The organism is Pantoea sp. X-Soil-TKNS-1207 (assembly GCF_059730485.1).
In genome coordinates, this window is record NZ_AP035960.1 from 410,420 (window position 1) to 432,803 (window position 22,384).

Genomic DNA, 22,384 nt, shown 5'->3' on the forward strand with positions numbered 1-22,384 from the left:
AGTTAAAATTTGGAAATTTTAAAGCATGAGCGTGTGAATGTCGTATTCCCTGAAAGATCTTCCGAAATGTTATCCCCGGCAAGTTCCACCTAAAATATCCCGTTGGCTTGCCGTATTGGTGGCGATGCTGGTCATCAGCGTGATCTTTATGCGGATATTCGGACGATACATCGATAACAGTCACTTTTGGATGTTGGCCATTGGCACACCATTAGTTGTGTGGATTGTGTGTTTCACAATTCGCATGTGGGCCTGGTCATTACAGGACAGTAAAGCGAATGGTTTTGACCGGCGTCGGGAGCAATGGATCCTAAGTGAGACCCGTAGGGCTCGTCGTGCACTTCAGGTTTTGAATACGACATTTATTACAGCCCATCAGGAAGACGAACAGCTTTCTGTTGCTGATGATATGCTCAATAATCACAGCATTATCATTTCGCAGTCGGACTGGAAAGGCGAAAAAAGCAGGAGGCTGAGCCGTATTACGGCAGAACCAGAAGATACTCCTGGATTAGTTATCTCACGTCTGTTTTCAGAGCTGATTGCCGATCTTCCAGTTCGCCAGTTTCCTGAGAACGCTTCGCTTGTTGTCATCCTTGATGTCTCGTCATCTCTGCCATTCCCTGCTGTCAGAAATATCTGGCAGGAAGCCTGGCAGGAGAGTGGCATAACCTGCGCGCTTGAATACACAGACAGCAATGGGCCGGGGGTAGTCAACCACTGGCTGGATCACCGCATCAAAGATGATGCGATGTTGTTGATTGTTGGCCTCCAGATTGATCCGGTTGTTTCAAACAATACTGCTGAAGCAGCCGTTACTCTGCTTCTTGGCAACCGCCTGACCCAGGAGGCACTCGAACCTCTCGCGTTGCTCCACCGGCCAGATGCTGCTCCAACCGGTGAGCTTAGGGAGGGGATGAACATGGCTGCCTATAACGTCCCGCTCAAAGAAAATATCGTTAAAAATTTATGGCTTGCCGGGCTGACAGGTGAGCAGCGTGCAGAAGTTATTGAGTGCCAGAATGTGCACCCTGCGCAGTCTGTAGAGGACGAAGCCGTCGTTTCGCTCGATACATCTATGGGACATGCCGGTGCCGCGGCCCCCTGGCTGGCTATCGCTGCCGCCACCGAAATCGCCCGACAAACTCAGTTACCACAGATGATTATCTGCGGTGATACCACACAGAATGTGCTGTGGAGCACGCTCATTACCCCGATTGCTTCCCGACAGGAGATGGATCCGTGAAGCTACCTTTAGCACCGAAGACTACAGAAGGCCGCTATCTTGCTGTCGCATTGATTTTCTTTTTGCTGTTAGCCGTTATGACTTTCATGGTCTGGAAGCATCCGGATATAGCCGGGATTGAAGACGGAAGTCAGCAGCAAATTTACTGGCTTATTGCCGGCGGATGTATTTCAGGCTGCGCCCTTATCGTTTCCGTAGTGCTTCTGGCGGCGGTACGCAATGCCGGCAAACAGGAGTTTAATAAGCTTGTCGACAACACCAACGGTGATGATGAGAAAAAGAAGCGGGAAAATGATAAAGCGCCTGTTCACCCTGCAGTGGTCATGTGTAACAAGATCCGGGGACATCTCCGCTCCCGTATTGGCCTTTACTGGCGTCGTAAAACCCGTCTGCTGTTAATCACTGGCGATGAGGCGGCAATCGAACTACTGGTACCTGGCCTGCAGGAAAACCAGTGGCTTGAAGGTAACCGTACCGTTCTGATTTACGGCGGCAGTCTGACTGCTGAGCCCGATAAGGAAAAATACGCCGCGCTGCGTAAACTGCGTCGCGGGCGTCCACTGGACGGTATTGTCCGCGTCATGCCGCAGTCGCTTAATCTGACCCCACAAATCAGCGACAACGATTTACGCGGACTGGAAAAAATCAGCGAACTGCTCCGTTATTCCGCCCCGGTCTGGCTGTGGCAGCTGTGCGACAGCACCTGGTCGCAGGCAAAACGTACTGAGCAGCCGGTCGGGGCCAGTTTCCCACTGCGTGCTAAGCCCGACGATATTACCCGCCAGCTTGAGCTGATGCTGCCGGCCCTGCGAACACAGGGCGTGAGTCAGGTCGCTGAGAACAATGGCCACGACTTCCTGCTGCGCCTGGGCCAGCACCTCAAAGACGGCGGTATCGCCCGCTGGGCTCAGCAACTGGTGCCATGGCTGGCTGCCTCCCAGCAGCGTGTGCCGCTGCGTGGCCTGATGTTCAGTCTTCCGGAGAATAAACCCACCGCTATCACAGGAGAAACAGCCGGTGCTGCACCTGCCGACGCTGAGAAATATATCCCGGAATCACAACGCCATGCGCTGACCCTACCGGTGACCTGGCAGGGGATCGTTGATGACTGTACCCGCGTGCGTGGCCACCGTGTCGGTATGGCGTGGGAACAGACGCTGGCCTGGACGCTGATGGCCATTATCGGTGTCTGGGGCGCGGGAATACTGCTGTCGTTCGCGGTCAATCGGATGCAGATAGTCTATGTTGCCGAAAAGGCCCGCGCCGTGGTGGAGCATCCTTCCATATCGGATTACCAGCTGACGGCTCTGCATACGCTGCGTAATGACGCCGGCCGCCTGCAGCACCATATTCAGGAAGGCGCGCCCTGGCATCAACGCTTCGGCCTGGACCATAACCAGCAGTTGCTCGACGCGATGCTGCCCTGGTACGGCGTGGCGAACAACCGCCTGATTCGTGACCCGGCAAATGAAGCGCTTACGCAGAAACTCAGCGCACTTGCAGGCTCCGCACCTGGCAGCGATCAACGGGCACAACTGGCGAGGCCGGGCTATGACCAGCTGAAGGCCTGGCTGATGATGGCCCGTCCGGATAAAGCCGACGGCGCGTATTACGCCCAGACCATGAAAGCCGTGCAGCCGACGCGATTAGGCATCTCAGCCGGCCTGTGGCAAAGCCTGTCGCCGGATTTGTGGGCCTTCTACATCAACGAACTGCCTGAGCAACCACAGTGGAAAATTACGCCGGATGCGCAGCTGGTGAGTCAGAGCCGTCAGGTGCTGTTGCAGCAAATTGGCCGGCGTAACGCTGAAAGCACCCTATATGAGAACATGCTCAAATCCGTGCGTCGTAACTTTGCCGATGTGTCTCTGGAAGACATGACCAGCGGTACCGATGCGCGGCGACTGTTCACCACCGAGGAGGTGGTGCCTGGCATGTTCACCCGCCAGGCGTGGGAAGGGGGCATTCAGCAGGCTATCGAAAAGGCCGCAAACTCCCGCCGGGATGAAATTGACTGGGTGCTGAGTGACAGCCGGAAAGCGGTCTCCTCAGACCTGTCACCAGAAGCACTGAAAGCACGTCTGACGCAACGATACTTCACCGACTTTGCCGGCAGCTGGCTGAGTTTCCTCAACAGCCTGCGACTTAACCCGGCAAACAATATTGCTGACGTTACCGACCAGCTGACGCTGATGAGTGATGTCCGCCAGTCGCCATTGATTGCCCTGATGAATACCATCGCCTGGCAGGGGCAGACCGGCCAGCAAAGCGAAGGCCTTTCGGATTCCATCATCAAATCGGCTAAAGACCTCGTAGGCGGAAAAGACAAACCTGCGATTGACCAGTCTGCGTCAGGGCCGCAGGGGCCGCTCGATGAAACCTTTGGCCCGCTGCTGACGTTGATGGGTAAAAATAAAGGCAGCAACGTAATGTCGGCTGACAACTCCCTGAGTCTGCAGACGTATCTGACCCGCATCACCCGCGTGCGTCTGCGCCTGCAACAGGTAGCCAGTGCTTCTGATCCGCAGGAGATGATGCAGACACTGGCGCAGACCGTATTCCAGGGCAAAAGCGTGGATCTCACTGACACCCAACAGTACGGCAGCCTGATTTCGGCAAGTCTTGGCGAAGAGTGGAGCGGTTTTGGCAGCACGATGTTTGTTCAGCCACTGACTCAGGCCTGGGAGACCGTGCTTCAGCCGTCGGCGGCGAGCCTGAATGACAAATGGAGCCGCTCCGTGGTGGCGAACTGGCACACCGCCTTTGACGGGCGTTTCCCGTTCGCTGCGAGCAAAAGTGATGCCTCCCTGCCGATGCTGGCTGAGTTTTTGCGCAAGGACAGCGGACGTATTGAACGCTTCCTGACGACAGAGCTTAGCGGGGTGCTGCACAAGGAGGGCAGCCAGTGGGTACCGGATAAAGTCAACAGCCAGGGGCTGAACTTTAACCCGGCCTTCCTGCGGGCGATTAATCAGCTGAGCCAGCTTTCAGACATTCTGTTCACCGATGGAAGCCAGGGTATCAGCTTTGAGCTGCAGGCGCGCCCTGCACCGCAGGTGGTCGAAACGCAACTGACTATCGATGGCCAGCCGCTGCACTACTTCAACCAAATGGCTGACTGGCAGAGCTTCCGCTGGCCGGGAGAGACTTACAAGCCGGGGACGATGCTGACCTGGACTACAGTCAACGCTGGTGCGCGCCTGTTCGGGGATTACAGCGGAACCTGGGGCTTTATTCGCTGGCTGGACCAGGGCAAGCGCCAGCAGCTTGACCGCAGCCAGTGGATGATGAGCTTTACTGCCCCGGACGGTCGCACTCTGCAGTGGGTAATGCGCTCACAACTAGGAAAAGGTCCGCTGGCGCTGTTGGATCTGCGTGGTTTCACGCTGCCGGATCAGATATTCAGTGTCGACAGCGCGGCCACTGCACAGGCGCTGATGGCCAACACCGAAAACAGTGACATGGATGGAGTCGAATAATGAGCACACTACAGAATCTGGTCGCCGCCTGTCAGTCTGACGACACGCAGCTGCGGCAACAGGCGCAGACACGCACGGAAAACTGGCAGCCCTGGTTTGCTCCGGTAAGCGACGCCAGTCCGACCGGAGAAGACCCCGGCTATCACGATGATTTTCAGCGTATCCGGGAGGAGGTCAATAAACTTTCCGGCATCGATACCGGGTTGATTTGCACGCTTGCCGAAAAACTGCTGACCACCACTGCAAAAGATATCCGGATTGCCACCTATTACTGCTGGGCGCGTCTGCACCAGGACGGGGAAACCGGCTTTGCCGAAGGGCTTGAACTGCTGGCGGGATTGATACGGCGTTATGGAACGCAGCTTCATCCTCAGCGTGAGCGGAGCCGTAAACCGGCGCTGGAGTGGCTCGCAGGCTCCCGCGTTCTGGACAGCCTGTCACTCTGGCCGGAAGTGGTACGCGACGATGCACTGCGCACAGCAGGTGCGCTGTTGCTCATCCGCGACAGTCTGGAGTTAGAGCCGGAAGCGTCACGGCCAGAGCTGAATGCCCTGTACAGCGCGCTGGAATCTCGCCTGATGAAGGCCGGTGGTGTGGATGCCATGGTACCGCAGAACGCAGGTAATAAGGCTCAGTCGCAGACTTCCACGCATACAACCGAGTCAGACGCGCCAGTTCTGAGCCGCATTACCTCCGGTCAGGATTTGCTGGCCCAGGCCCGAACACTGACCGGGTATCTGCGTGAGCAACCCGATGGCTGGCTGGCAGCACACCGGCTGATGAAAAGCCTGCGTCATGACACGCTTAGCGCTATCCCGGCACCGGATGCTGAAGGGAAAACGCGCATCGAACCGCCGCGGGCTGACCAGCGGGCCATGCTCAAACGTCTGTACCTGCAACAGAGCTGGCTGGAGATACTGGAGCAGGCGGACAGCACTTTCTCGCGCGGTGCCAATCACCTCTGGCTGGATTTGCAGTGGTACACCCACCAGGCACTGGTGAAGTCGGGGCAGGATGTATTGGCCGACATCATCACCGCCGACCTGAAAGGGCTGCTGCGTCGCCTTACCGGACTTGAAACGCTGGCCTTTAACGACAGTACGCCGTTTGCCGATGAAGTCACGCTGAACTGGATAAATCAGAGCGTGCTGGACGATATGTCCGGCTGGCGGGATGAGCCTGTCAGTGCCGTGGTTGAGACGGATAACGATATCCTGGCTCTCGAGCCGGAAGCGCTGGATAAAGCGGACACTGACGGTCTGGATGCCACACTTCACTGGCTGCAGACCCGCCCGGGCACTGACACCACAAAAGACAAATGGCTGCTGCGTCTGCTGATGGCCCGTGTGGCCGAGCAGAAGGGCAAGAATGAACTGGCCCTGCATCTGCTGGGTGAGCTCGATAGTGCCGCACAGTCAATCACCCTCACGCAGTGGACACCAGCACTGTTGTTTGAAGTGAAATCGCGTCGCCTCAGACTGCTGCGTATGAAAGCCACACGCAGTGAAACCGATAAATCACGGTTACAGCCAGAGATGGACCAGCTTCTGGCGGGTCTGATTGCGCTCGATCCGGCCAGCAGTGCAGTGCTTTGCGGGTAACCAGGACTGAATTTAGCGAAAAGGGAAACGTATGGGAGCTGAAGGCTATTATCTGGTGCAGGGCGACAAAACGACCTGCGGCGGGAAAATCACCACAGGCGCAGAGGATCACACTCTGTTTGATAAACCTGTTGCCCGGGAGCAGGACAGTGTGACCTGTGGTAAACATGCCGGACTATTCAAGATAGCCGGTGGCATCGACAACGATACCATCCACGACAGGCGAATGGCCGGTACCCTCGACAGCTACAGTACCTGCCCCTGCAAGGCGAAGTTTATTCCGTCGATGATGGATGATACGTACGAGAAGACAACCTCAGGCCAGAGCGAACCTGAACAACATGCACAGTCAACAAATAAGAAAAATAAAAAAAACGATGGAAAGCTGGATTATAGGATCCTGCTGTCAGGAAATAAAATCCTTACGCCTCTCTCAGTTCCAGATTATGATGAGATGATAAAGGGAGGAAATACCAACAACACTGAGAAAATTGGTTTCCGAATCATCAATAAAGGCGATGAGGCAGAAGGGCTTTCCCTGGAGGTTATGGATGGAGCTGAACTTATTTACAGTGAAAAGCATACTTCCAAGTTCTTTGAGCAAGGCGAGCATGAATGGTATTGGGATGGTTACAGTAATGCAGGAATACTGGATACTCGCAGGCTTAAAAGTATATCATTAACAGTCAGATTAATTGCCCTTAGGGGCGATCAAATGATAAAGGTAGATCTACCGCTAAATAATTCACCTAAAGAACAAGATTGGGTGGATGTGCAGATCAATAGAAATAGTACCACAGCTGATGTTTTCTGGCGGGTCGCTTTTGATGATGGCGGTATTGACGGTAACAATCAATCGCTCCAACCCGTGAGTTATACTGATTTACAGAAGATGGCAAAAGAAGGGATAGAACTATATTGGTCTCGAAATGGTAGTCGGCTACCAACAATTGGTGAGGATATTCTAACAAAGAATGGGCGTTATAAAGTAAAGGTCTCGGTGAGTATTAATATAGCTCCGGCCATGCCATCATTTGATTTGATAGAGGTTCTGGATAGTGAATTTGGACGTTCAACAAGCCTGAAGGGATTCAGAAAAGTTTGCCATAATCTTGGTTTCTATTCGAAGATCTATCAATTCTTACCTTCACAAAATGCATCATCTCAAGCTGATATGTTATTTAAGCTGACAGCGTCCCACGAAATGGGGCACATAGTGCTTGATAAATATGCACCTTTTGGTTGGACAAAAGACTATTCGTGGACACATAAGAGTAGCTCAAGCCTTTCCCAGGAGTCTCTGCCCGGTACCACTATGCCATCAAGTGGAGAAATAGATATAATGAAATATGCAGATAAGCAGCAATCATTGGACATTCAGAGTAAACATTCAGTGGCGGCTGAAGAAGATGTAAAAGGTTTGCTCTGGCTGAGTAGGGTAAAATTCAATGACTAGATTACTTCTTGTTTGTCTTTTTTTTAGCATGTCAGCGTGTTCGTCGCAAAAGCCATTCCCCGGCGTCATTTTTATAAAAAACCCTTGTGATGCGCCGCTTTCTGTCTCGGTTTCAAAATTCTCAGGCTATATCTCATCATTGGATGGAAATACCGATGAACATTTTACGCTTGCTGTCGGACAACAGAAAGCATTTGCTCAGTTTCAACGATCCAGTAAAGAGCAGAATCTAGAATGGTTGTTTTCAGATGAATATGGTGGTGGATTTAATTTAACAACAGGGGGTGGTGTTCATCAAAAAAATTACTCTGGAGCCAACATATACCCTTTACTGAAAACTGTGTCTGATAAAGACCAGGATTTCATATATCTTGAAATTAGCTCTCATGGCATTTGTCCGTGAAATCTTGACGAATTTGACTAGCAGTATATCCTTTTAAACGACGAGTAATTGAATTTTTCGGAGTGGTATTCTTCCTGGTGGTTTCCGTCGGGATTTCATATCTCGGTATTTTTAAGTTGCGTGAATACCTTTCTTACCCCGATGTCGTTAACTTCTCTTTTTGGGTTACTTTTGCTGCCGCGTTTTTCTTTTTTTTCTCACCGTTATTGGCGATGATCTTCCCTGTTATTGTTACCGGCAAGCAGATAACCGCTACATCAGGTAAAAAATCACTGAAAAACACGTTTGTTATCTTGGGGCTAACTGTCCTGGGAATGTTCATCTTTTCAGAAAGATACACGACATCTTTAATGCATAAAGGATTCACAGAATGCCAGTGGATCCCTTCAGGTTGGATGCCTGGTATGGCAAAAAAATATGCCATAGAACCGTCTCTTTGTACTCAGCATTGATGGTTCTCTTTTCTATATGATTATCTGTGTCAGACTCCCGGAGTCTGCTTCAGTGTTTAACACGCAGCAATTTACTAAGCAGAATAAATATGGATGATTTAACCCTGCGTTATTATGACGCTGAAATGCGCTATCTGCTGGAAGCTGGTGAAGAGTTTGCCCGTGCTCACCCCGAGCAGGCGGCAATGCTCAACCTCGATAAAGCGGGGGCGCGCGACCCGTACGTGGAACGCCTGTTCGAAGGTTTTGCCTTCCTGATGGGCAGGCTGCGTGAAAAGCTCGATGACGACCTGCCTGAACTGACCGAAGGGCTGGTCAGCCTGCTGTGGCCGCATTACCTGCGTACCATTCCGTCAATGTCGGTGGTGGAATTCACCCCTGACTGGCGTGAGATGAAAGAGCAGATGCGCATCGTCAAAGGTTTCGAGGTGAACTCGCGGCCGATCGGTGAGAAGGGCACGCGTTGTCGGTACACCACAACCAAAGAGATTACCCTTCAGCCGTTGTCGCTGGAGCACGCCCGCCTGTCGACTGCCCCTGACGGACGTTCGGTCATCAGCCTGCGGTTTAACTGCAGCCATCTTGCCGACTGGAGTCATGTCGATCTCAGCCAGATTCCGTTCTACTTCAACGCTGATGCACCGCTGGCCTGTGCCATGCATGAGGCCTTTACCATGAACACGGCGCGTTTCTGGTTGCGAATGCCGGGTGAAATGGACAGAAGACCGCTTGACGGGTATTTCACCGCGCTCGGATTTGGCGATGACGATGACCTGTGGCCGAAGGGCAGCAGCAGCTTTAGCGGCTATCAGCTGCTGCTGGAGTACTTCACCTTCCGTGAGAAATTCATGTTCACGGGTCTGCGTGGGCTGGAGACCGTGGTCTTTCCGGCTGAGCTCCCATGGTTTGAAATCGATGTGGTACTGGCGGAACGCTGGGAGCATGACTTCAGCTTTACCGAAAAGCATCTGCGCCTGAACTGTGTACCGGTGATTAACCTGTTCCCGCTGGAATCTGACCCGCTAACGCTCAATTCTCTGCAAACAGAATACATGCTGCGCCCGATGCGCGTTCAGGATGGCCATACAGAAATATACGCGGTGGATTCGGTGATGTCATCGAGCCAGCATACCTACGTGCCATTCTCAAGCTTCCGCCACAAAGGCGGAATGATGCGCCATGAAGCCCCGGAATATTACTACCACACCCGCGTGCGCCGTGGCCCATCGGGCCTGCATAACACCTGGCTTATCCTCGGCGGTGAAGCCTTTGATAGCCACACGGTGCCGGAAGACGAAAGCCTGTCACTGACGCTCACCGGCACCAACGGCCAGCTGCCACGACGTGCACTGCAGAGCACAGTGCTCGATACGGTGATGAAAACCACCTCGGCCAGTATCGCCGTGCGTAACCTGTGTGCGCCGACACTCCCCTGTTATCCACCGGCGCAGGATCGTTTCCACTGGCGTGTGCTGAGTCACCTCGGCAGCGGATTCCTGTCGATGATGGATAATGCCGACGTACTGCGTGGCACCCTGGCGTTGTACGAATGGACCGACAGCGAGATGAACCGACGTCGCCTGGAAGCCATCATTGACGTTAAGCACAGCGAAACCGAGCGTTTCGAGCAGGGCTATCTGGTACGCGGTGTGCAGATTGAGGTGACGCTGGACAGTCACGGCTTTGCGGGGCGTGGCGATATCTGCCTGTTTGGCGAGATGCTGAGTCGCTTCTTCGCGCTCTACACCGATATCTATCTGTTTAACCGCCTGATTATCATTCTGCAACCGACCGGAGAGCGCCTGGAATGGGAAGAGAAGCACAACCGCCGCATTCCCGGCTGACCCCGCGGCTGGAAGCCGACCTTCACCGCATCAACTTTTACCGTTTATGCCAGCTGTTGGAAAAACGTAATCCGGGCCGGCCGCTGATGGGGTCGACCAGCCATCCGGCGGATGACCCGGTGCGGTTTGTGCCGCATCCGGGGATGGGTTTCCCTGCCAGTGAACTGAAGGCTGTCGAATATGGCGAGGATGATGACAGCAAGCCACCGCTCATCCGCACGACTTTTATGGGGATGTACGGTGTCGATTCCCCCTTACCAACGGCCTACCTGGATGACATCACCCAGCGTCGCGAAGGGCACGAGGCGCTTCAGGGCTTTCTGGATATCTTCAGCCACCGCATTCTGACGCAGTTTTATCGCATCTGGCGTAAATACTCGTACCCGGCCACGTTTGAGCCCGGCGGCACCGACAGCATTTCGCAGTCGTTGCTGGGTCTGGTGGGGCTGGGCATTCCGGGCACTGCAGAGCACATCGCCACCCCGGTATCCCGTTTTCTGTCACTGCTGGGCGTACTGCAACAGCCAGGTAAAACCCAGGAGGGGATGCAGGCCTTGGTGAGCCTGCTGGCACCTGACACGACGGTGCAGGTGAGCCCGTATTGCCTGCGGCCGGTAGAGGTCAGTCAGCCACTGGGCTTTTATGGTGATGACGATTTTCGCCTCGACGGTAACACACCGCTTGGCGATGAGGCGATGGATGCCAACAGCCAGCTGCTGATTGCCCTGTCCACCGAAAACGAGCTGGAATCACAGGGCTGGAAACCGGATGGCCTGCTGTGTCAGGACTTTCTGGTAATGCTGCGGGTGTATCTGGGCTGGCGCTTTAAGGCAAAAATCACCCTGACCACCCGGATCCGTCTGCTTGCCGCGCCGCCGCTCGGCGAAGGTCCTTTCTGGCTGGGGATGAATGGCGTGCTGGGCGCGGAAGACGAAGACCTCCCGGACGATATCCCGCAGACCTTTACGACGGAACTGGGCTATTACACCGGCCTGCAGCCCGCAACACCACAACGAGGAAACCGACGTGTTACGTACAAGTTTGATTAAACCCGCGTGCTGGCTACCTGCACTGCTGGCGTTCAGCCTGACGGGCTGTGGGGTGGCGCAGGGCGTCGCAGATGGCACCAAATCGGTCTATACCGCCGTGTTTTACAAGAAAATTAAAGTGCTCCATCTGGATTTCACGGCGCGTGAAGCACTGAACACCGATGCGCGCGAGAGTAACTCACTCTCCGAGCCGGTGGTGGTCCGTGTCTACCAGTTGAAAGACCGCAAAGCATTCGACAAAACGGTCTATCAGCAGCTCCTCAAGGACGGTGACACGCTCCTGAAAGCCGACCTGCTGGCGACCCGGGACGTCGTGGTGAAACCTGGCGGGGATGCAAATCTTAATATGCCCATGGAAGAAGACGCGCGGTTTGTCGCAGTGGTCGGGTTGTTCCGCCATCCGGATATGATCAACAACACCTGGAAGCAGGTTCTCAAACGTGAAGATCTCGATCCGGATAAACCCCGCATTCTGGAAGCCGGTAGCAATCATCTGACGCTGCAACCGCTAAAGGACAACTGATGCCACAGGGACATAACACGCCATCGTTGTATGAAATGCTGAGCGGGAACTTCTCCGGTGGCCTGAGCCTCCGTCAGGTCAGTGAGCAGAACCAGGTGATTTTGTCCGTGCTCGATAACATGCAACGCATCCTCAACTGCCGCGCCGGTACGCTGGCGCATTTGCCGGACTATGGCCTGCCCGATATGACCACAATCCTACAGGGCATGCCCGGTACTGCCCATGAGCTGATGGGCACCCTGTCGGCTGTTCTGCTCAAATATGAGCCACGCCTGAGAAAAATAGCCGTTGTCCTGCTGGAGCAGAGTGTCCCGGGTCAATTGAGTTACGCCATTGATGCTGAGCTGAAAGGCATTGGCCTCGTGCGTTACGGCACCGAGTTTATGCCCGAGGGACGAGTGATGCTGAGGCACCTGAAGCAACAACAGTATCTCGACACCACAACCCGTTTGTAAGGCCAGATAACAGCATGTCAGTCAAATCAAAGTTCCTTAAAAAACTGCAGGCCAGACAACCCGCTCCGGTCTCGTTTACCAGCAAAACTCAGGCCGATATTGCAGAGTTTTGTCTGCGAATAATGCAACTTCAGGAGCAGATGGACGCGTGGCTGGAGGGTACCGGACTGCACGTGGAGACGTTTACCGTCTCTGTTACTGACCTGCTGGTTAAGGGGGGAGCATTTGATATAGCCACCCTCGTTCTGCGTATCGACGAGCGGTCTGTGAAATTTGTGCCTGTATTCCTGTATGGTCAGGGTGTGACCGGGTGCGTGGAGGTGGCCTTCCATAATGGAGGACTCGTGACGCCTCTGGGGCGATTATTTATGCGGTCAGGAACGGTGAACAACTGGACCTTTACTCCCCCTGGTGCTTTATCCTCCCCAAGGCAGGGTTTTGATGAGAGTTCGTTTTTTTCCCTGATTTTAGCGCTCCTTCCATAGCGGAACCGGAATGAGTAATAGTTTGTTTGCCTGTTAGTTACTGCGTATTTACCAGGTAAAACAGTCAATAGCTGACGGGAAACAGAGTCCCAATATAACGAAATAATTCACGGATATGGAAATGAGAAAATTAATCTTCCTTCTGGTCTCAGGAATTCTTTTTACGGCACAAGCTGATGCTGCGCGTGGAAGGCAACCCTGTTCAGGCTCAAAAGGCGGTATAGCGCACTGCACATCGGATGGACGCTTTGTCTGTAATGACGGGAGTCTGAGTCAGTCGAAACGATTCTGTTCCGGCTATGGTTCCTCAGAAGCCGGCAATCGGGTAAAACCGTCCACATCCACCCGAAAAACGCAGACGAAAAAGATGACAACTGCGGAAAAGCAGACTCAGCAACGCGTGACAGAAAATGACGAACCGGTCAGCACACAACCCCGACAGCCAACATGCGCTCCCCTCTATATGGCCAGCAAGCCCGGATATACCCATTTACCGATTTGCTCAGGGAACCAGTATTAATCGGATATGGCACAGATTCCCTGCCTTATTATTGGCGTAATTGCCCGGGGTATTTATGTCGCGGTAAGAGCATTAATTGACGCCACTGCGCTTGAAAAGACGCTGCATGACCATCTGGAAAGCTACCGGATTAACCGAATTAACCTGCGTAAGGAGTTTTTCCGGGTCGAGCTCAGCAGAATTATCGAGGAGGTGGAGCGTCACCACGGACAGGTTGAATATATTGCTGACCCGGTGGCGCTACAGTATCTGCAGAGTCTCGAATATGCAGAAAGCGAAGCCGCATAAACAATAACCTTTAATAGCTCCTGGTACGTCAAATGGACAACTGGTCATGAATGACATCCCCACACGTAAAAAAACCGGCGGCGACCCACGCATGCTGCCGGATTATGCTGCCCTGCGTGATGAACTGAGTAAGCTGACACATCCGGCTCGCCCGGATGTGAGCTGGCAGTATGTCGAAAAACTTTGTCTCTCACTGTTTGAGCAGAACGGAGTGGAATTGCAAACGGCAGCCTGGTATACACTTGCGCGTACGCAACTGGCCGGCTTATTCGGGCTCAATGAAGGGCTGACAATACTCGCGGCACTGATAAGTCATCAGTGGGGGGCGCTGTGGCCTCAGCCAGTCCATGCCCGCATGGAAATCCTCAGCAGTCTGAGTCAACGCCTGAAGCAACAAATGCGTTCACTCCCGCTGAATTACAGTGACCTCAGTCAGTTGAATCGGGCAGAGCAGCTGCTTACTGCTATGGGGCAGGTATTGCAGCATCTGGAGCTTAAGCATCTGAGCCAGCTCGATACGTTGCGTACTCTGATGCACAATCGTGCTGTCAGGCTGGAAAGCAGCGATGTCATAACAAGCTCCGGGTCGAACGTTCAGCCAGATATCGTGTTGCCTGCCTCCGTGATGAATGATGCGACAGCATCAACGCGAGACCTTGCTGGTGGTCCGAGTGAAGATTTCCAGGTTCCAGGCAGTGCAGTGAAGTGGGTATATGTCGCGCAACCGGAACAGCAGCCGAACGTGGAAGTGCTGGCAGCTGTGCCCACTCCGGTAAAAAAATGGAAATCCTTCGCCGCCGGGATGTGTACCATGCTGGTAATAAGTATCGTCGCAGTGTGGAGCTGGCATTTTCTTCACCGGCCAGACCCTCTACAGAACCAGCTTGCTGCTTCACTGGCTCCGTTCCCTGCACCTCTCACGTCTGAACAGCTGGGGATGTTGCGTCAGCAGACTCCGTTATTGCAGGACCTTATCGCACAGACACAGCAGCAGCTTGCCCGACTGGATAAGTTGCCTCCTGACTGGGATATTACATACGGCAGAAAACTCATTGAACAGATTCAGGCGTTGTGGCCGGAACAAGCTGAGCCCCTGATACAACAGTGGCGGCAACAGATTAATGTCTCAGTACTTCCTGTCGATACAATGAACGGCTGGCATGAAGGTATGACACAGCTTCAGGCACTTGCCGATAAACTGGATGCGCTTGACGGCCAGAAAGGGAAATATATCACCGTCAGTGAACTTAAATCGCAGGTCTTTGGCATGCTGACAAGCTTCCGGCAAACCGTCCCGCTGGAAGAACAGCTTCGGCAACTGAAGCTGCTCCCTGAAGACTCACTGCAGCGTCAGCAGCAGGTCCGGCAGATCGAGCAAGGCCTCCGGGCTCAAATCTCAACACTGGCGCAGGAAAAGCAACGTGACTAATACCAGGGAGTTCTGACATGGAGGATAAAACGCAGCGTCAGCGGAATCACCAGGCACAGTGGACGGTCGCCAAAAATACGTTTGTGGAACAACGCTATGGTCAGCTATCTTCCGGCAGGCCTTCCGGGCAGAGATCACCGGTCGCAGCTGTTGGAGCCGTGAAGAGAAGGCCTTTCTGGAAAAACATTACGGAAATCTGCCAACAAAAGAAATTGCCGCCAGACTGGGCAGAAGCGTCAGTGCGGTGAGGGCGGCAGTCGTCCAGCTTGGCCCTGGAACGTGGAAAAACAGACCCTGAACTGAAATGGAATAGGTGTTGATGCTGGCACTACAGTAAAGGGATTAATAAAATAAAAGCGTTACTGCCGGTTCGTACCCGGGAGGCCATTTTTGTCCAGGCCGGAAAAATGAGGCTGACGGAGACCCGGTTCTGGCAGCCTGATGAAGACCGCCTTTTACCCTGAGTCTGGAGTGAGCGGATGGGACTGAATCAGCCCGATGGGGCGGCTTTCAGGTTGAAAGATCGAGAAAAATAACCGGTAACTGTCAGATCTGGTCTGAGCTAATACAGGTGAGCCATCCAAGACTTTTCCGCCCACTTCATGGCCAATAGCTTCTTTGCTTAACTCTGTATCCCTCTGCTCCTATTATTTTTTGGAAAATCCCCTGCGGGTTTAGCCAACCAGTTGAGCAAGATCGCTGCATTGTACATAACTGAAACATTACTATTATATGCATCGTAGCGGTTGTTGATAGCTGAAATCTGGTTGTTAAAGTGGTCGCTTTCAGCGGTCAATACATCGAGTAGGGTACGTGTCCCCAGGTGATACCATTGACGGTAAAACATATCGCGTACACGATCGGTTTCTTTGCTCAGCAGAACGTAATTTTCCGCACGCAGCAGGGAGGAGTCGCGAGTCTCCACCATATTGCGAATTTGATACTCCAGCTCATAGCGCGAAGTCTGGTTTTTCTCTTGTGCGGAACGAACTTTGGCCAGTGCAGCCTGCCGGGCCGCGCGTTCAGAGCCGCCACTAAAGGCGTTCCATTGAACGTTCAGACCTGTAAACCAGGCATTTTCATCGCCATACTCATCCCTCGCGGTGCTTTTCTGAACAACCCAATTCAACTGCGGCAAACCAGCCGCTTTAATAGACTCAGCCTCAGCATCGGCTGCACGCACTTGTGCCTCGTTGCGCAGTAATGTTGGGTGGTGGGACAGGGCGCTAAGGGCGGTATTAAGAGGTATAAAATCAGCAGTCCAGCGCACAGCTGGAGGGGATTCAGGCTCGATACCCATAAGACGTATCAGCTTGATGCGCGTATTGTCATACTGATGTTGCAACTGCTTCTCTTGTGCCTGTGCTGAGAGCAGCCGCGCTCGGGCCTGTACCAGTTCACTTGCACGCCCTGTATCCACTTTCGCGATACCAGACAACATCGTAACCAGTTCCTGCATGCGCACCACATAAGCTTTGGCGGCCCGCAGGCTTTCTCTATACCGGCTCAGGTTTAGCAACTCCGTCATGGTGTTGGAAGCCACCTGCTCGCGCGTCTCTTTAATCAGAAACTCTGACGCACTCAACGTTTGTTTGGCTCCTTCCAGGTCGGCGCTGATTTTTCCCCAGTCGAATACCGTTGTGTTGACGGAAACGGAAACACTGGTATCGCTCATGGAATTGTTATAACGCGTACTGGTTCCGCTACCGAAAGAACCGAATGGGGCGTTACTTCCCACGGTGATCTGAGGCAGGCGTTTACCTTCGACCTGCTTCACATCCCAGCCAGAGGCATCCATATCGGACAATGCACCACGTATCTCCGGGCTGTAATTTAATGCAATACCCACCATTTTCTGAAACCATGTGTGCAACTTCGCGCTGTCCATAACGCTCTCCGGTGCACTATTTCGCCTCGGCGGGATATCTTTCATGTCTGCCGTCGGAGTCCCCACCGTCTGAGGTGTGTCTATATCAGTACCGATCGACTCTCCGATGGTTTCGCTTCGTGGCGCAGGCGCTATAGTCAGCATTCGTGTTCCTGATGTGGCGCCGGATAAATTATTACTGGCAGCCTGAACACCTGATACCAACGCTAAGGGCAGTAACAATGTGACTGCCTGTAAAACAAACTTCTTATGCATAAAATTAACGCTCCCTGAATGCTTCGCGAGCCTTCAGTACTGGCTTCAACAAGTAAGACAAAATTGATTTTTCACCGGTGCGAATCTCTACAGTCGCAACCATGCCGGGAATAATTGGAAACTGCTTATCCTTTACGTGGAGGGCTGCAGTGTCGGTACGTATGTATACGCGGTAGTAATTAGGATCGCCCCGACCTGTGCGAGCACGCTCTTCATCGTAAATCGTATCCGGACTGATATGCTCAACCTGTCCGTTCAGCCCACCATAAATCGCATAATCATAAGCTGTGATTTTTACCGTCGCTGGCATGCCAGGACGGAGAAACGCAACATCTGAGGGTTTAATTTTTGCTTCCACCAATAACCGATCCTCCAGGGGTATTAGCGTCATAATCTCCGCACCTTCCTGGATAACACCACCGCGAGTCGTCACTTTGATGTTATTAATCGTACCGCGCAGCGGCGCCACAATTGTGGTGCGCTGCATCACGTCCTTTCGCCCGGCTAGGATCTGCCTTGCCTGGGCCAGCTCACTTTCTGCCTTGGTTAAATCGCTGTTAGCGTCAGACCGAAAGCGGTTAGTGCGATCGGCAATCTGCAGCCTGAATTCGTTTGCCTGACGTTTGAGCCGCAGTATTTCTACATCGGAGATCAGCCCCTGCCGCGCCAGAGGCTCGGACAGCTTTACTTCACCCTCGGACAACTCCAGGCTATGTTTTAGCGCATCAACGGATTCATTCAGGGTTTTCTGTCGCGATATCCAAGCCTGTGTTTCATCATGGATGATCGAATTGATGTTTTTAATCTCATCAGGGAAGTCAAGTGGGGTGCTATAAGCTTCAGAACGCAGGCGGGCCACGGTACCTTCAAGCCCTTGAACACGAGAAAGCGCTTCCTGATAGCTGGCATTGGAGCGGGTAGGATCGATGTTGAGCAACACCTGACCCTTTTCCACTACGTCTCCCTCTTTTACGTTTAGATCTTCGAGGATCCCGCCTTCGAGGCTCTGAATGACCTGCTCGTGTGAGGCAGGAATGACCTTTCCTTCACCCGTAGTTATTTCTTCCACGATGGCGAAATGAGCCCATGTCAGGGCAATAACCAAAATCGCCATGATTAGCCATAGCACCACGGTGGTGACCGGTGTTTTCTGTACCAGCAGCGCGCCTTGCAGATCGCGCATGAATTTCAAGTCATCTCCATTCGCCCTGCCTCCAGCTTTTTGGGCCGGTACTATTTGCAACGCATTGCCCGAATTAGCTTCTCCTGCCTGAACGGGCACATTCGATTTATCATTCATAACCTTTCTCTTCAGCCCTGTTCAGGCAAATCTTTCCTATTTTCAACGTTGGTGGCTGCATGAAGTTCCGCGAAAACTGCATCCTTATCTCCATCACGCGTGATACGCCCATCAACCAAAACCATCAGACGGTTCACGAGTTTTAATAATGAGAAACGGTGCGTCACGATGATCAGCGTCTGGTCCGTGATCGCTTTCTGAAGCTGATCAATAAATTTCGCCTCAGTCAGCGCATCCATTGAACTGGTCGGCTCATCCATCAAAATGATTTTGGGTTCCAGGAGCATGCATCTCGCCAGAGCCACCAATTGACGCTGACCGCCAGAAAGTAGCTGTCCCATCTCACCAACCGGCATATCGAATCCCATAGGATGGTGCGCTGCAATCTGATCAAGACCGGTCATTTTCGATATACGCAGGAAATGCGAGGTACTGGCCGAAGGGTTGCCAATCATTACGTTTTCACGTAGCGAACCGTAAAAGAGTCGACAATCCTGTCCCACGTAACCTACAGCAGTACGCCAGTCGGACGGATCAATCTGCGATACATCAACGCCGTCGATAGTCATCTGACCACTGTCTGGCTGATAAAGACGGGCAATGAGTTTGAGAAGGGTAGATTTACCACTACCGATATTGCCAATGATCGCTACACGCTCACCACGTCCAATCTGAAAAGAGAGGTTATCAATGACCTTAATTGTGTTGGCCATTCCGGGAATCGGGTAGTCAAAATTGACCTGCTTCAGATGAATGTTGCCTTCAAAACTCGGTGAAGGGAGATAGCTGCGCGTATGGTCGCGGTCCGTCGGCATTTTCATAAACTGGTTAAGCGATCTCAGAGCAGTTTTCGCCTGCTGGTAACGGATCGCCAGACCTACCATTGCGGCCAATGGTGACAATAAACGGCCAGAAAGGATCACCACGCCAACCATCGAACCCATAGTGAGTTGCCCGGCATGAATTAAGTAGACTCCCCACACCACGATGGTTACCGTGGTGAGTTGTTGAGTAAATGTGGCAAAGCTGAGTGTCAGGCTGGAGAGGTGACGGATCTTCATCGAGGTAGCAGCAGAAAGCGCACTGAAGTCTTCCCATCGCTTTTGCATGACACCTTCACCGCGAGAAGCTTTTAGCGCTTCAATGCCTTCGATGCTTTCTATCAACAAACCGTGCTTAAGCGACGACTCACGCATATTCTCGCTCATATAGCGGGACAGCGGACGCTGGATCAGAATGCTGACAATCAGGATGATCGGGATTGCCATAAATGGCACCCACGCCAGCGGGCCACCGATCAAATAAATGATCAGCAAAAAGAGGATACTGAACGGAAGATCCGACAATGTTGCTAACGTAGCTGAGGTCATAAAGTCACGTACCGACTCAAACTCACGTAACTGGTTAGCAAAGGAGCCAGCAGATTGAGGCTTATACTCCAGTCGTACCGACATCATCTGGCGAAATAGCGTTGTACCAAGTACCAGGTCAGCTTTTTTACCAGCAACATCAATCAGCCAGGCACGGATCTGGCGAGACACAAACTCAAATATAATCGCTATTGCCACGCCAATCGCCAAAGACCAGAGGGTCGCGTAAGCTTGGTTAGGTACCACGCGATCGTAAACGTTCATGGTGAAAAAAGTGGTGGCCAGTGTCAGAATGTTAGCCAGTAGCGCGGCGATCGCGGCGCTATAAAAGAAATGGCGGTAACGCCATAAGGTACTGAATAGCCAATGCCCTTCACGATTAACCTCCGGCAGGATAGTATCTATGCCAGATTTCATTTCCGGTCTGCGGCTGGAGAGTAATGCATAGCCAGTAAAATCACGCATTAAATCATCAGTACTTACCTTACACTCAGTATTGCTCTCTGGCAGGATTATGGTGTAAGTAATCTGACCTGCTTTCCCTTTATTGCGCGATGTCAGTACACAATAGGTATCGTCTTTTTTAGCAATGACAACTGGAAACAGATAATCAGAAATATTTTTCAGATCGCGCTTAACCCAACCGGCTGATATTCCTGTTTGCCCAAGCATTTTAACGGCCATTTCTGGAGAAAGCCTACGCTCTCTTGGCAGGTCTGAATATAATACCGCTGTACTAACATTCTTGTCATAGAATCTGGTTAGCCATTTGACAGATGCTAACAGTGTATCTTGCATCCCACTGTTAGCTGCTTCGTCCAGAGCCATAAGCGGTGGCACTGGCGCGAGTTGAATATCACCCATAACGTTCTTTTTACTTAAATAACAATTCGGATTGCATTTATATCATAGATTTTATTTTTACTCGCGACGTTATGGATTATTATCCACTTAATTATGATTAGAAATCACACAGAAAATTAAGTTTTCTTAAATGCGCGAGCAATGATGAGGCACCTTCTTAGAAGGTGAAGTTTTAACCAATAAAAACAATGAATTATGAAATAAAAAAATAAGTAATTTCTTAGAGACACCATCATACTTTAACCAATGGCAGAAACATTTTAGAGAAGGGAGCATCTCTGGCAGAAATTGTGTCACTCACAAGACCAAGCCTGCCTGCCTGCCTGTGAGCTTGTCATTTTATGTTAGAGATGAAATATTTAAATTTGATTGAGATCAGGTTTTACGGATGAATTTACTGATGCATGAACAAGATAGAAATATTAATTAACCTTTAATAAAAAAAGCTCCGCCGAAAAATTAACTGGGCGGAGCAACAACATAACAAACATTAACTATATGGAAATCATTTTACTACTGGCTATTCACCATAATGTCAACACGACGACTCAATTTATTACAGCCATCGCCCTGTTGCTTACTGCAACCATTTGCGCTCTGGGCAATGCCCTGTCCTTGGGTATCAATAATGGCTGCTGTAATACCAGCATCAATTAAAGCTTTGCGTACGGTTTCCGCACGCGCCGCTGAAAGACGACGGTTACTTTCACTGTTGCCAATACCATCAGTAAATCCAATAAGAACAATACCCCCAATGTTATTGGAATGACGGGTGAATTCGATTATCCGCTCCAGTTTTCGTTTCGATTCAGGCAGGAGTTGCTCATAGCTACTACCGGCAAAGCGAAACAGGACTGAATCTTTAATAAGCGTGACATCCTTGCCACCACCAGTGTAACGACATTGCTGTACGCTGGAAGCGCGGTTAATCAGACGATGGTTGCGGTCCATAGACGATAGTTCCCTTTCCGCGTCCTGCCGATATACAGGTTTGCTGATAAGACTTTGTCCTGGTTCAGCACGTATGAAGTAACTTGTGCCGCCATTAAACTGCGCGTGCGCAGTGGCGTTGGTTTTCTCACGATAAAATGGCTCGTCGTGCACGGCTGCGACCAGTGTATGCTGACCTGCTGCCACGCACAAAGTCGTAAACTCACCCGGTAGTAGTGCAGTGTGAAACTCTTTATCGACATAGATACTTATCGGTGCTGAGCTAACCTTTGCAGAAATCGGATAATAGTAGGTAATGAGTGCCTGCTCAGGCACCACCTGCGCGCTGGGCTGATATAAGCTTGCAACAGATGTGTTTTGATCCTTCTTTTCGCTGCCATTCAGCAGAAAACCTTTGGCCTGAGCCTGGGTTGATAACAGTAAGGCACCGCCAAGCAGACATGCCAATGCCTGCTTCACGCCACGCATAGTAGGATTACATTTCATATTAATGCTCCATATTCTCTAGTACGGTTCCATTTACCCG

Annotated in this window: 19 protein-coding genes and 1 pseudogene; 16 read left to right on the forward strand and 4 right to left on the reverse strand. The window is 52.0% G+C overall.

Features of this window, described 5'->3' with window-relative positions; all coding sequences use genetic code 11:
• Window positions 1-37: 37 nt before the first annotated feature.
• The 16 genes and pseudogenes from AC6I8V_RS25180 to AC6I8V_RS25255 form a co-directional block, all read left to right on the forward strand.
• Window positions 38-1,246 (forward strand): KPHS_23130 family T6SS system protein, encoded by a 1,209-nt coding sequence (locus AC6I8V_RS25180; protein ID WP_497846675.1) that lies wholly within the window; start codon window positions 38-40, stop codon window positions 1,244-1,246.
• Window positions 1,243-4,725 (forward strand): ImcF-related family protein, encoded by a 3,483-nt coding sequence (locus tag AC6I8V_RS25185; RefSeq protein WP_497846676.1) that lies wholly within the window; start codon window positions 1,243-1,245, stop codon window positions 4,723-4,725. The genes AC6I8V_RS25180 and AC6I8V_RS25185 overlap by 4 nt, the downstream gene beginning before the upstream one ends.
• On the forward strand, window positions 4,725-6,326 hold the full coding sequence (tssA, locus tag AC6I8V_RS25190; RefSeq protein WP_497846677.1) for a type VI secretion system protein TssA: 1,602 nt from the start codon (window positions 4,725-4,727) through the stop codon (window positions 6,324-6,326). Before AC6I8V_RS25185 ends, tssA begins: the two co-directional genes overlap by 1 nt.
• A 31-nt stretch (window positions 6,327-6,357) precedes the next feature.
• Window positions 6,358-7,782: a PAAR domain-containing protein gene (locus AC6I8V_RS25195; protein ID WP_497846678.1), complete on the forward strand. Its 1,425-nt coding sequence runs from the start codon at window positions 6,358-6,360 to the stop codon at window positions 7,780-7,782.
• Window positions 7,775-8,185: a hypothetical protein gene (locus AC6I8V_RS25200; RefSeq protein WP_497839356.1), complete on the forward strand. Its 411-nt coding sequence runs from the start codon at window positions 7,775-7,777 to the stop codon at window positions 8,183-8,185. The genes AC6I8V_RS25195 and AC6I8V_RS25200 overlap by 8 nt, the downstream gene beginning before the upstream one ends.
• A 77-nt stretch (window positions 8,186-8,262) precedes the next feature.
• Window positions 8,263-8,637: a DUF1240 domain-containing protein gene (locus AC6I8V_RS25205; RefSeq protein WP_497847042.1), complete on the forward strand. Its 375-nt coding sequence runs from the start codon at window positions 8,263-8,265 to the stop codon at window positions 8,635-8,637.
• 89 nt (window positions 8,638-8,726) lie between these two features.
• A complete protein-coding gene (tssF, locus tag AC6I8V_RS25210; protein WP_497846679.1) occupies window positions 8,727-10,481 on the forward strand; it encodes a type VI secretion system baseplate subunit TssF in 1,755 nt (584 codons plus the stop codon).
• Window positions 10,445-11,530, forward strand: a complete 1,086-nt coding sequence (gene tssG / locus AC6I8V_RS25215) for a type VI secretion system baseplate subunit TssG (RefSeq protein ID WP_497846680.1) — start codon at window positions 10,445-10,447, stop codon at window positions 11,528-11,530. The genes tssF and tssG overlap by 37 nt, the downstream gene beginning before the upstream one ends.
• A complete protein-coding gene (gene tssJ, locus AC6I8V_RS25220) occupies window positions 11,508-12,053 on the forward strand; it encodes a type VI secretion system lipoprotein TssJ (RefSeq protein WP_497846681.1) in 546 nt (181 codons plus the stop codon). The genes tssG and tssJ overlap by 23 nt, the downstream gene beginning before the upstream one ends.
• On the forward strand, window positions 12,053-12,508 hold the full coding sequence (gene tssE, locus AC6I8V_RS25225; RefSeq protein WP_497839351.1) for a type VI secretion system baseplate subunit TssE: 456 nt from the start codon (window positions 12,053-12,055) through the stop codon (window positions 12,506-12,508). Before tssJ ends, tssE begins: the two co-directional genes overlap by 1 nt.
• Before the next feature lie 14 nt (window positions 12,509-12,522).
• Complete coding sequence (locus AC6I8V_RS25230; protein WP_497846682.1) at window positions 12,523-12,993, forward strand: hypothetical protein; 471 nt, start codon at window positions 12,523-12,525, stop codon at window positions 12,991-12,993.
• 121 nt (window positions 12,994-13,114) lie between these two features.
• Window positions 13,115-13,513, forward strand: coding sequence for a YdcA family protein (locus AC6I8V_RS25235; protein ID WP_497846683.1), 399 nt, complete (start codon window positions 13,115-13,117; stop codon window positions 13,511-13,513).
• 6 nt (window positions 13,514-13,519) lie between these two features.
• Window positions 13,520-13,801: a GIY-YIG nuclease family protein gene (locus AC6I8V_RS25240; RefSeq protein ID WP_497846684.1), complete on the forward strand. Its 282-nt coding sequence runs from the start codon at window positions 13,520-13,522 to the stop codon at window positions 13,799-13,801.
• A 46-nt stretch (window positions 13,802-13,847) separates the two neighbouring features.
• Entirely contained in the window at window positions 13,848-15,230 is a 1,383-nt protein-coding gene (locus AC6I8V_RS25245; RefSeq protein WP_497846685.1) for a VasL domain-containing protein, read from the forward strand.
• Between the two features lie 17 nt (window positions 15,231-15,247).
• Window positions 15,248-15,478 (forward strand): hypothetical protein, encoded by a 231-nt coding sequence (locus tag AC6I8V_RS25250; RefSeq protein ID WP_497846686.1) that lies wholly within the window; start codon window positions 15,248-15,250, stop codon window positions 15,476-15,478.
• A pseudogene (locus AC6I8V_RS25255) lies at window positions 15,436-15,528 on the forward strand (hypothetical protein); the annotation flags it as partial. The gene AC6I8V_RS25250 and the pseudogene AC6I8V_RS25255, both read left to right, overlap by 43 nt.
• A gap of 324 nt (window positions 15,529-15,852) precedes the next feature.
• On the opposite strand, the gene AC6I8V_RS25260 reads toward AC6I8V_RS25255, so the two are convergent.
• The 4 genes from AC6I8V_RS25260 to AC6I8V_RS25275 form a co-directional block, all read right to left on the reverse strand.
• A complete protein-coding gene (locus AC6I8V_RS25260) occupies window positions 15,853-17,373 on the reverse strand; it encodes a TolC family protein (protein WP_497839345.1) in 1,521 nt (506 codons plus the stop codon).
• A gap of 4 nt (window positions 17,374-17,377) precedes the next feature.
• On the reverse strand, window positions 17,378-18,556 hold the full coding sequence (locus AC6I8V_RS25265) for an HlyD family type I secretion periplasmic adaptor subunit (protein ID WP_497847043.1): 1,179 nt from the start codon (window positions 18,554-18,556) through the stop codon (window positions 17,378-17,380).
• Window positions 18,557-18,684: 128 nt separating this feature from the next.
• On the reverse strand, window positions 18,685-20,907 hold the full coding sequence (locus tag AC6I8V_RS25270; protein ID WP_497846687.1) for a type I secretion system permease/ATPase: 2,223 nt from the start codon (window positions 20,905-20,907) through the stop codon (window positions 18,685-18,687).
• Window positions 20,908-21,420: 513 nt separating this feature from the next.
• The gene (locus tag AC6I8V_RS25275; protein ID WP_497846688.1) at window positions 21,421-22,344 is read right to left on the reverse strand and encodes an OmpA family protein; all 924 of its coding nucleotides are present in this window, start codon (window positions 22,342-22,344) and stop codon (window positions 21,421-21,423) included.
• Window positions 22,345-22,384 lie beyond the last annotated feature (40 nt).

Bases quoted from the DNA above. Each gene is read 5' to 3' on its own strand.
- AC6I8V_RS25260 (WP_497839345.1), bottom strand. From the start codon at position 17,373: ATGCATAAGAAGTTTGTTTTACAGGCAGTCACATTGTTACTGCCCTTA.
- tssG (WP_497846680.1), top strand. From the start codon at position 10,445: ATGGGAAGAGAAGCACAACCGCCGCATTCCCGGCTGACCCCGCGGCTG.
- tssF (WP_497846679.1), top strand. From the start codon at position 8,727: ATGGATGATTTAACCCTGCGTTATTATGACGCTGAAATGCGCTATCTG.
- AC6I8V_RS25245 (WP_497846685.1), top strand. From the start codon at position 13,848: ATGAATGACATCCCCACACGTAAAAAAACCGGCGGCGACCCACGCATG.
- tssE (WP_497839351.1), top strand. From the start codon at position 12,053: ATGCCACAGGGACATAACACGCCATCGTTGTATGAAATGCTGAGCGGG.
- AC6I8V_RS25275 (WP_497846688.1), bottom strand. From the start codon at position 22,344: ATGAAATGTAATCCTACTATGCGTGGCGTGAAGCAGGCATTGGCATGT.
- AC6I8V_RS25195 (WP_497846678.1), top strand. From the start codon at position 6,358: ATGGGAGCTGAAGGCTATTATCTGGTGCAGGGCGACAAAACGACCTGC.
- AC6I8V_RS25265 (WP_497847043.1), bottom strand. From the start codon at position 18,556: ATGCGCGATCTGCAAGGCGCGCTGCTGGTACAGAAAACACCGGTCACC.
- AC6I8V_RS25240 (WP_497846684.1), top strand. From the start codon at position 13,520: ATGGCACAGATTCCCTGCCTTATTATTGGCGTAATTGCCCGGGGTATT.
- AC6I8V_RS25180 (WP_497846675.1), top strand. From the start codon at position 38: ATGTCGTATTCCCTGAAAGATCTTCCGAAATGTTATCCCCGGCAAGTT.
- AC6I8V_RS25200 (WP_497839356.1), top strand. From the start codon at position 7,775: ATGACTAGATTACTTCTTGTTTGTCTTTTTTTTAGCATGTCAGCGTGT.
- AC6I8V_RS25270 (WP_497846687.1), bottom strand. From the start codon at position 20,907: ATGGGTGATATTCAACTCGCGCCAGTGCCACCGCTTATGGCTCTGGAC.
- tssA (WP_497846677.1), top strand. From the start codon at position 4,725: ATGAGCACACTACAGAATCTGGTCGCCGCCTGTCAGTCTGACGACACG.
- AC6I8V_RS25250 (WP_497846686.1), top strand. From the start codon at position 15,248: ATGGAGGATAAAACGCAGCGTCAGCGGAATCACCAGGCACAGTGGACG.
- AC6I8V_RS25235 (WP_497846683.1), top strand. From the start codon at position 13,115: ATGAGAAAATTAATCTTCCTTCTGGTCTCAGGAATTCTTTTTACGGCA.
- AC6I8V_RS25230 (WP_497846682.1), top strand. From the start codon at position 12,523: ATGTCAGTCAAATCAAAGTTCCTTAAAAAACTGCAGGCCAGACAACCC.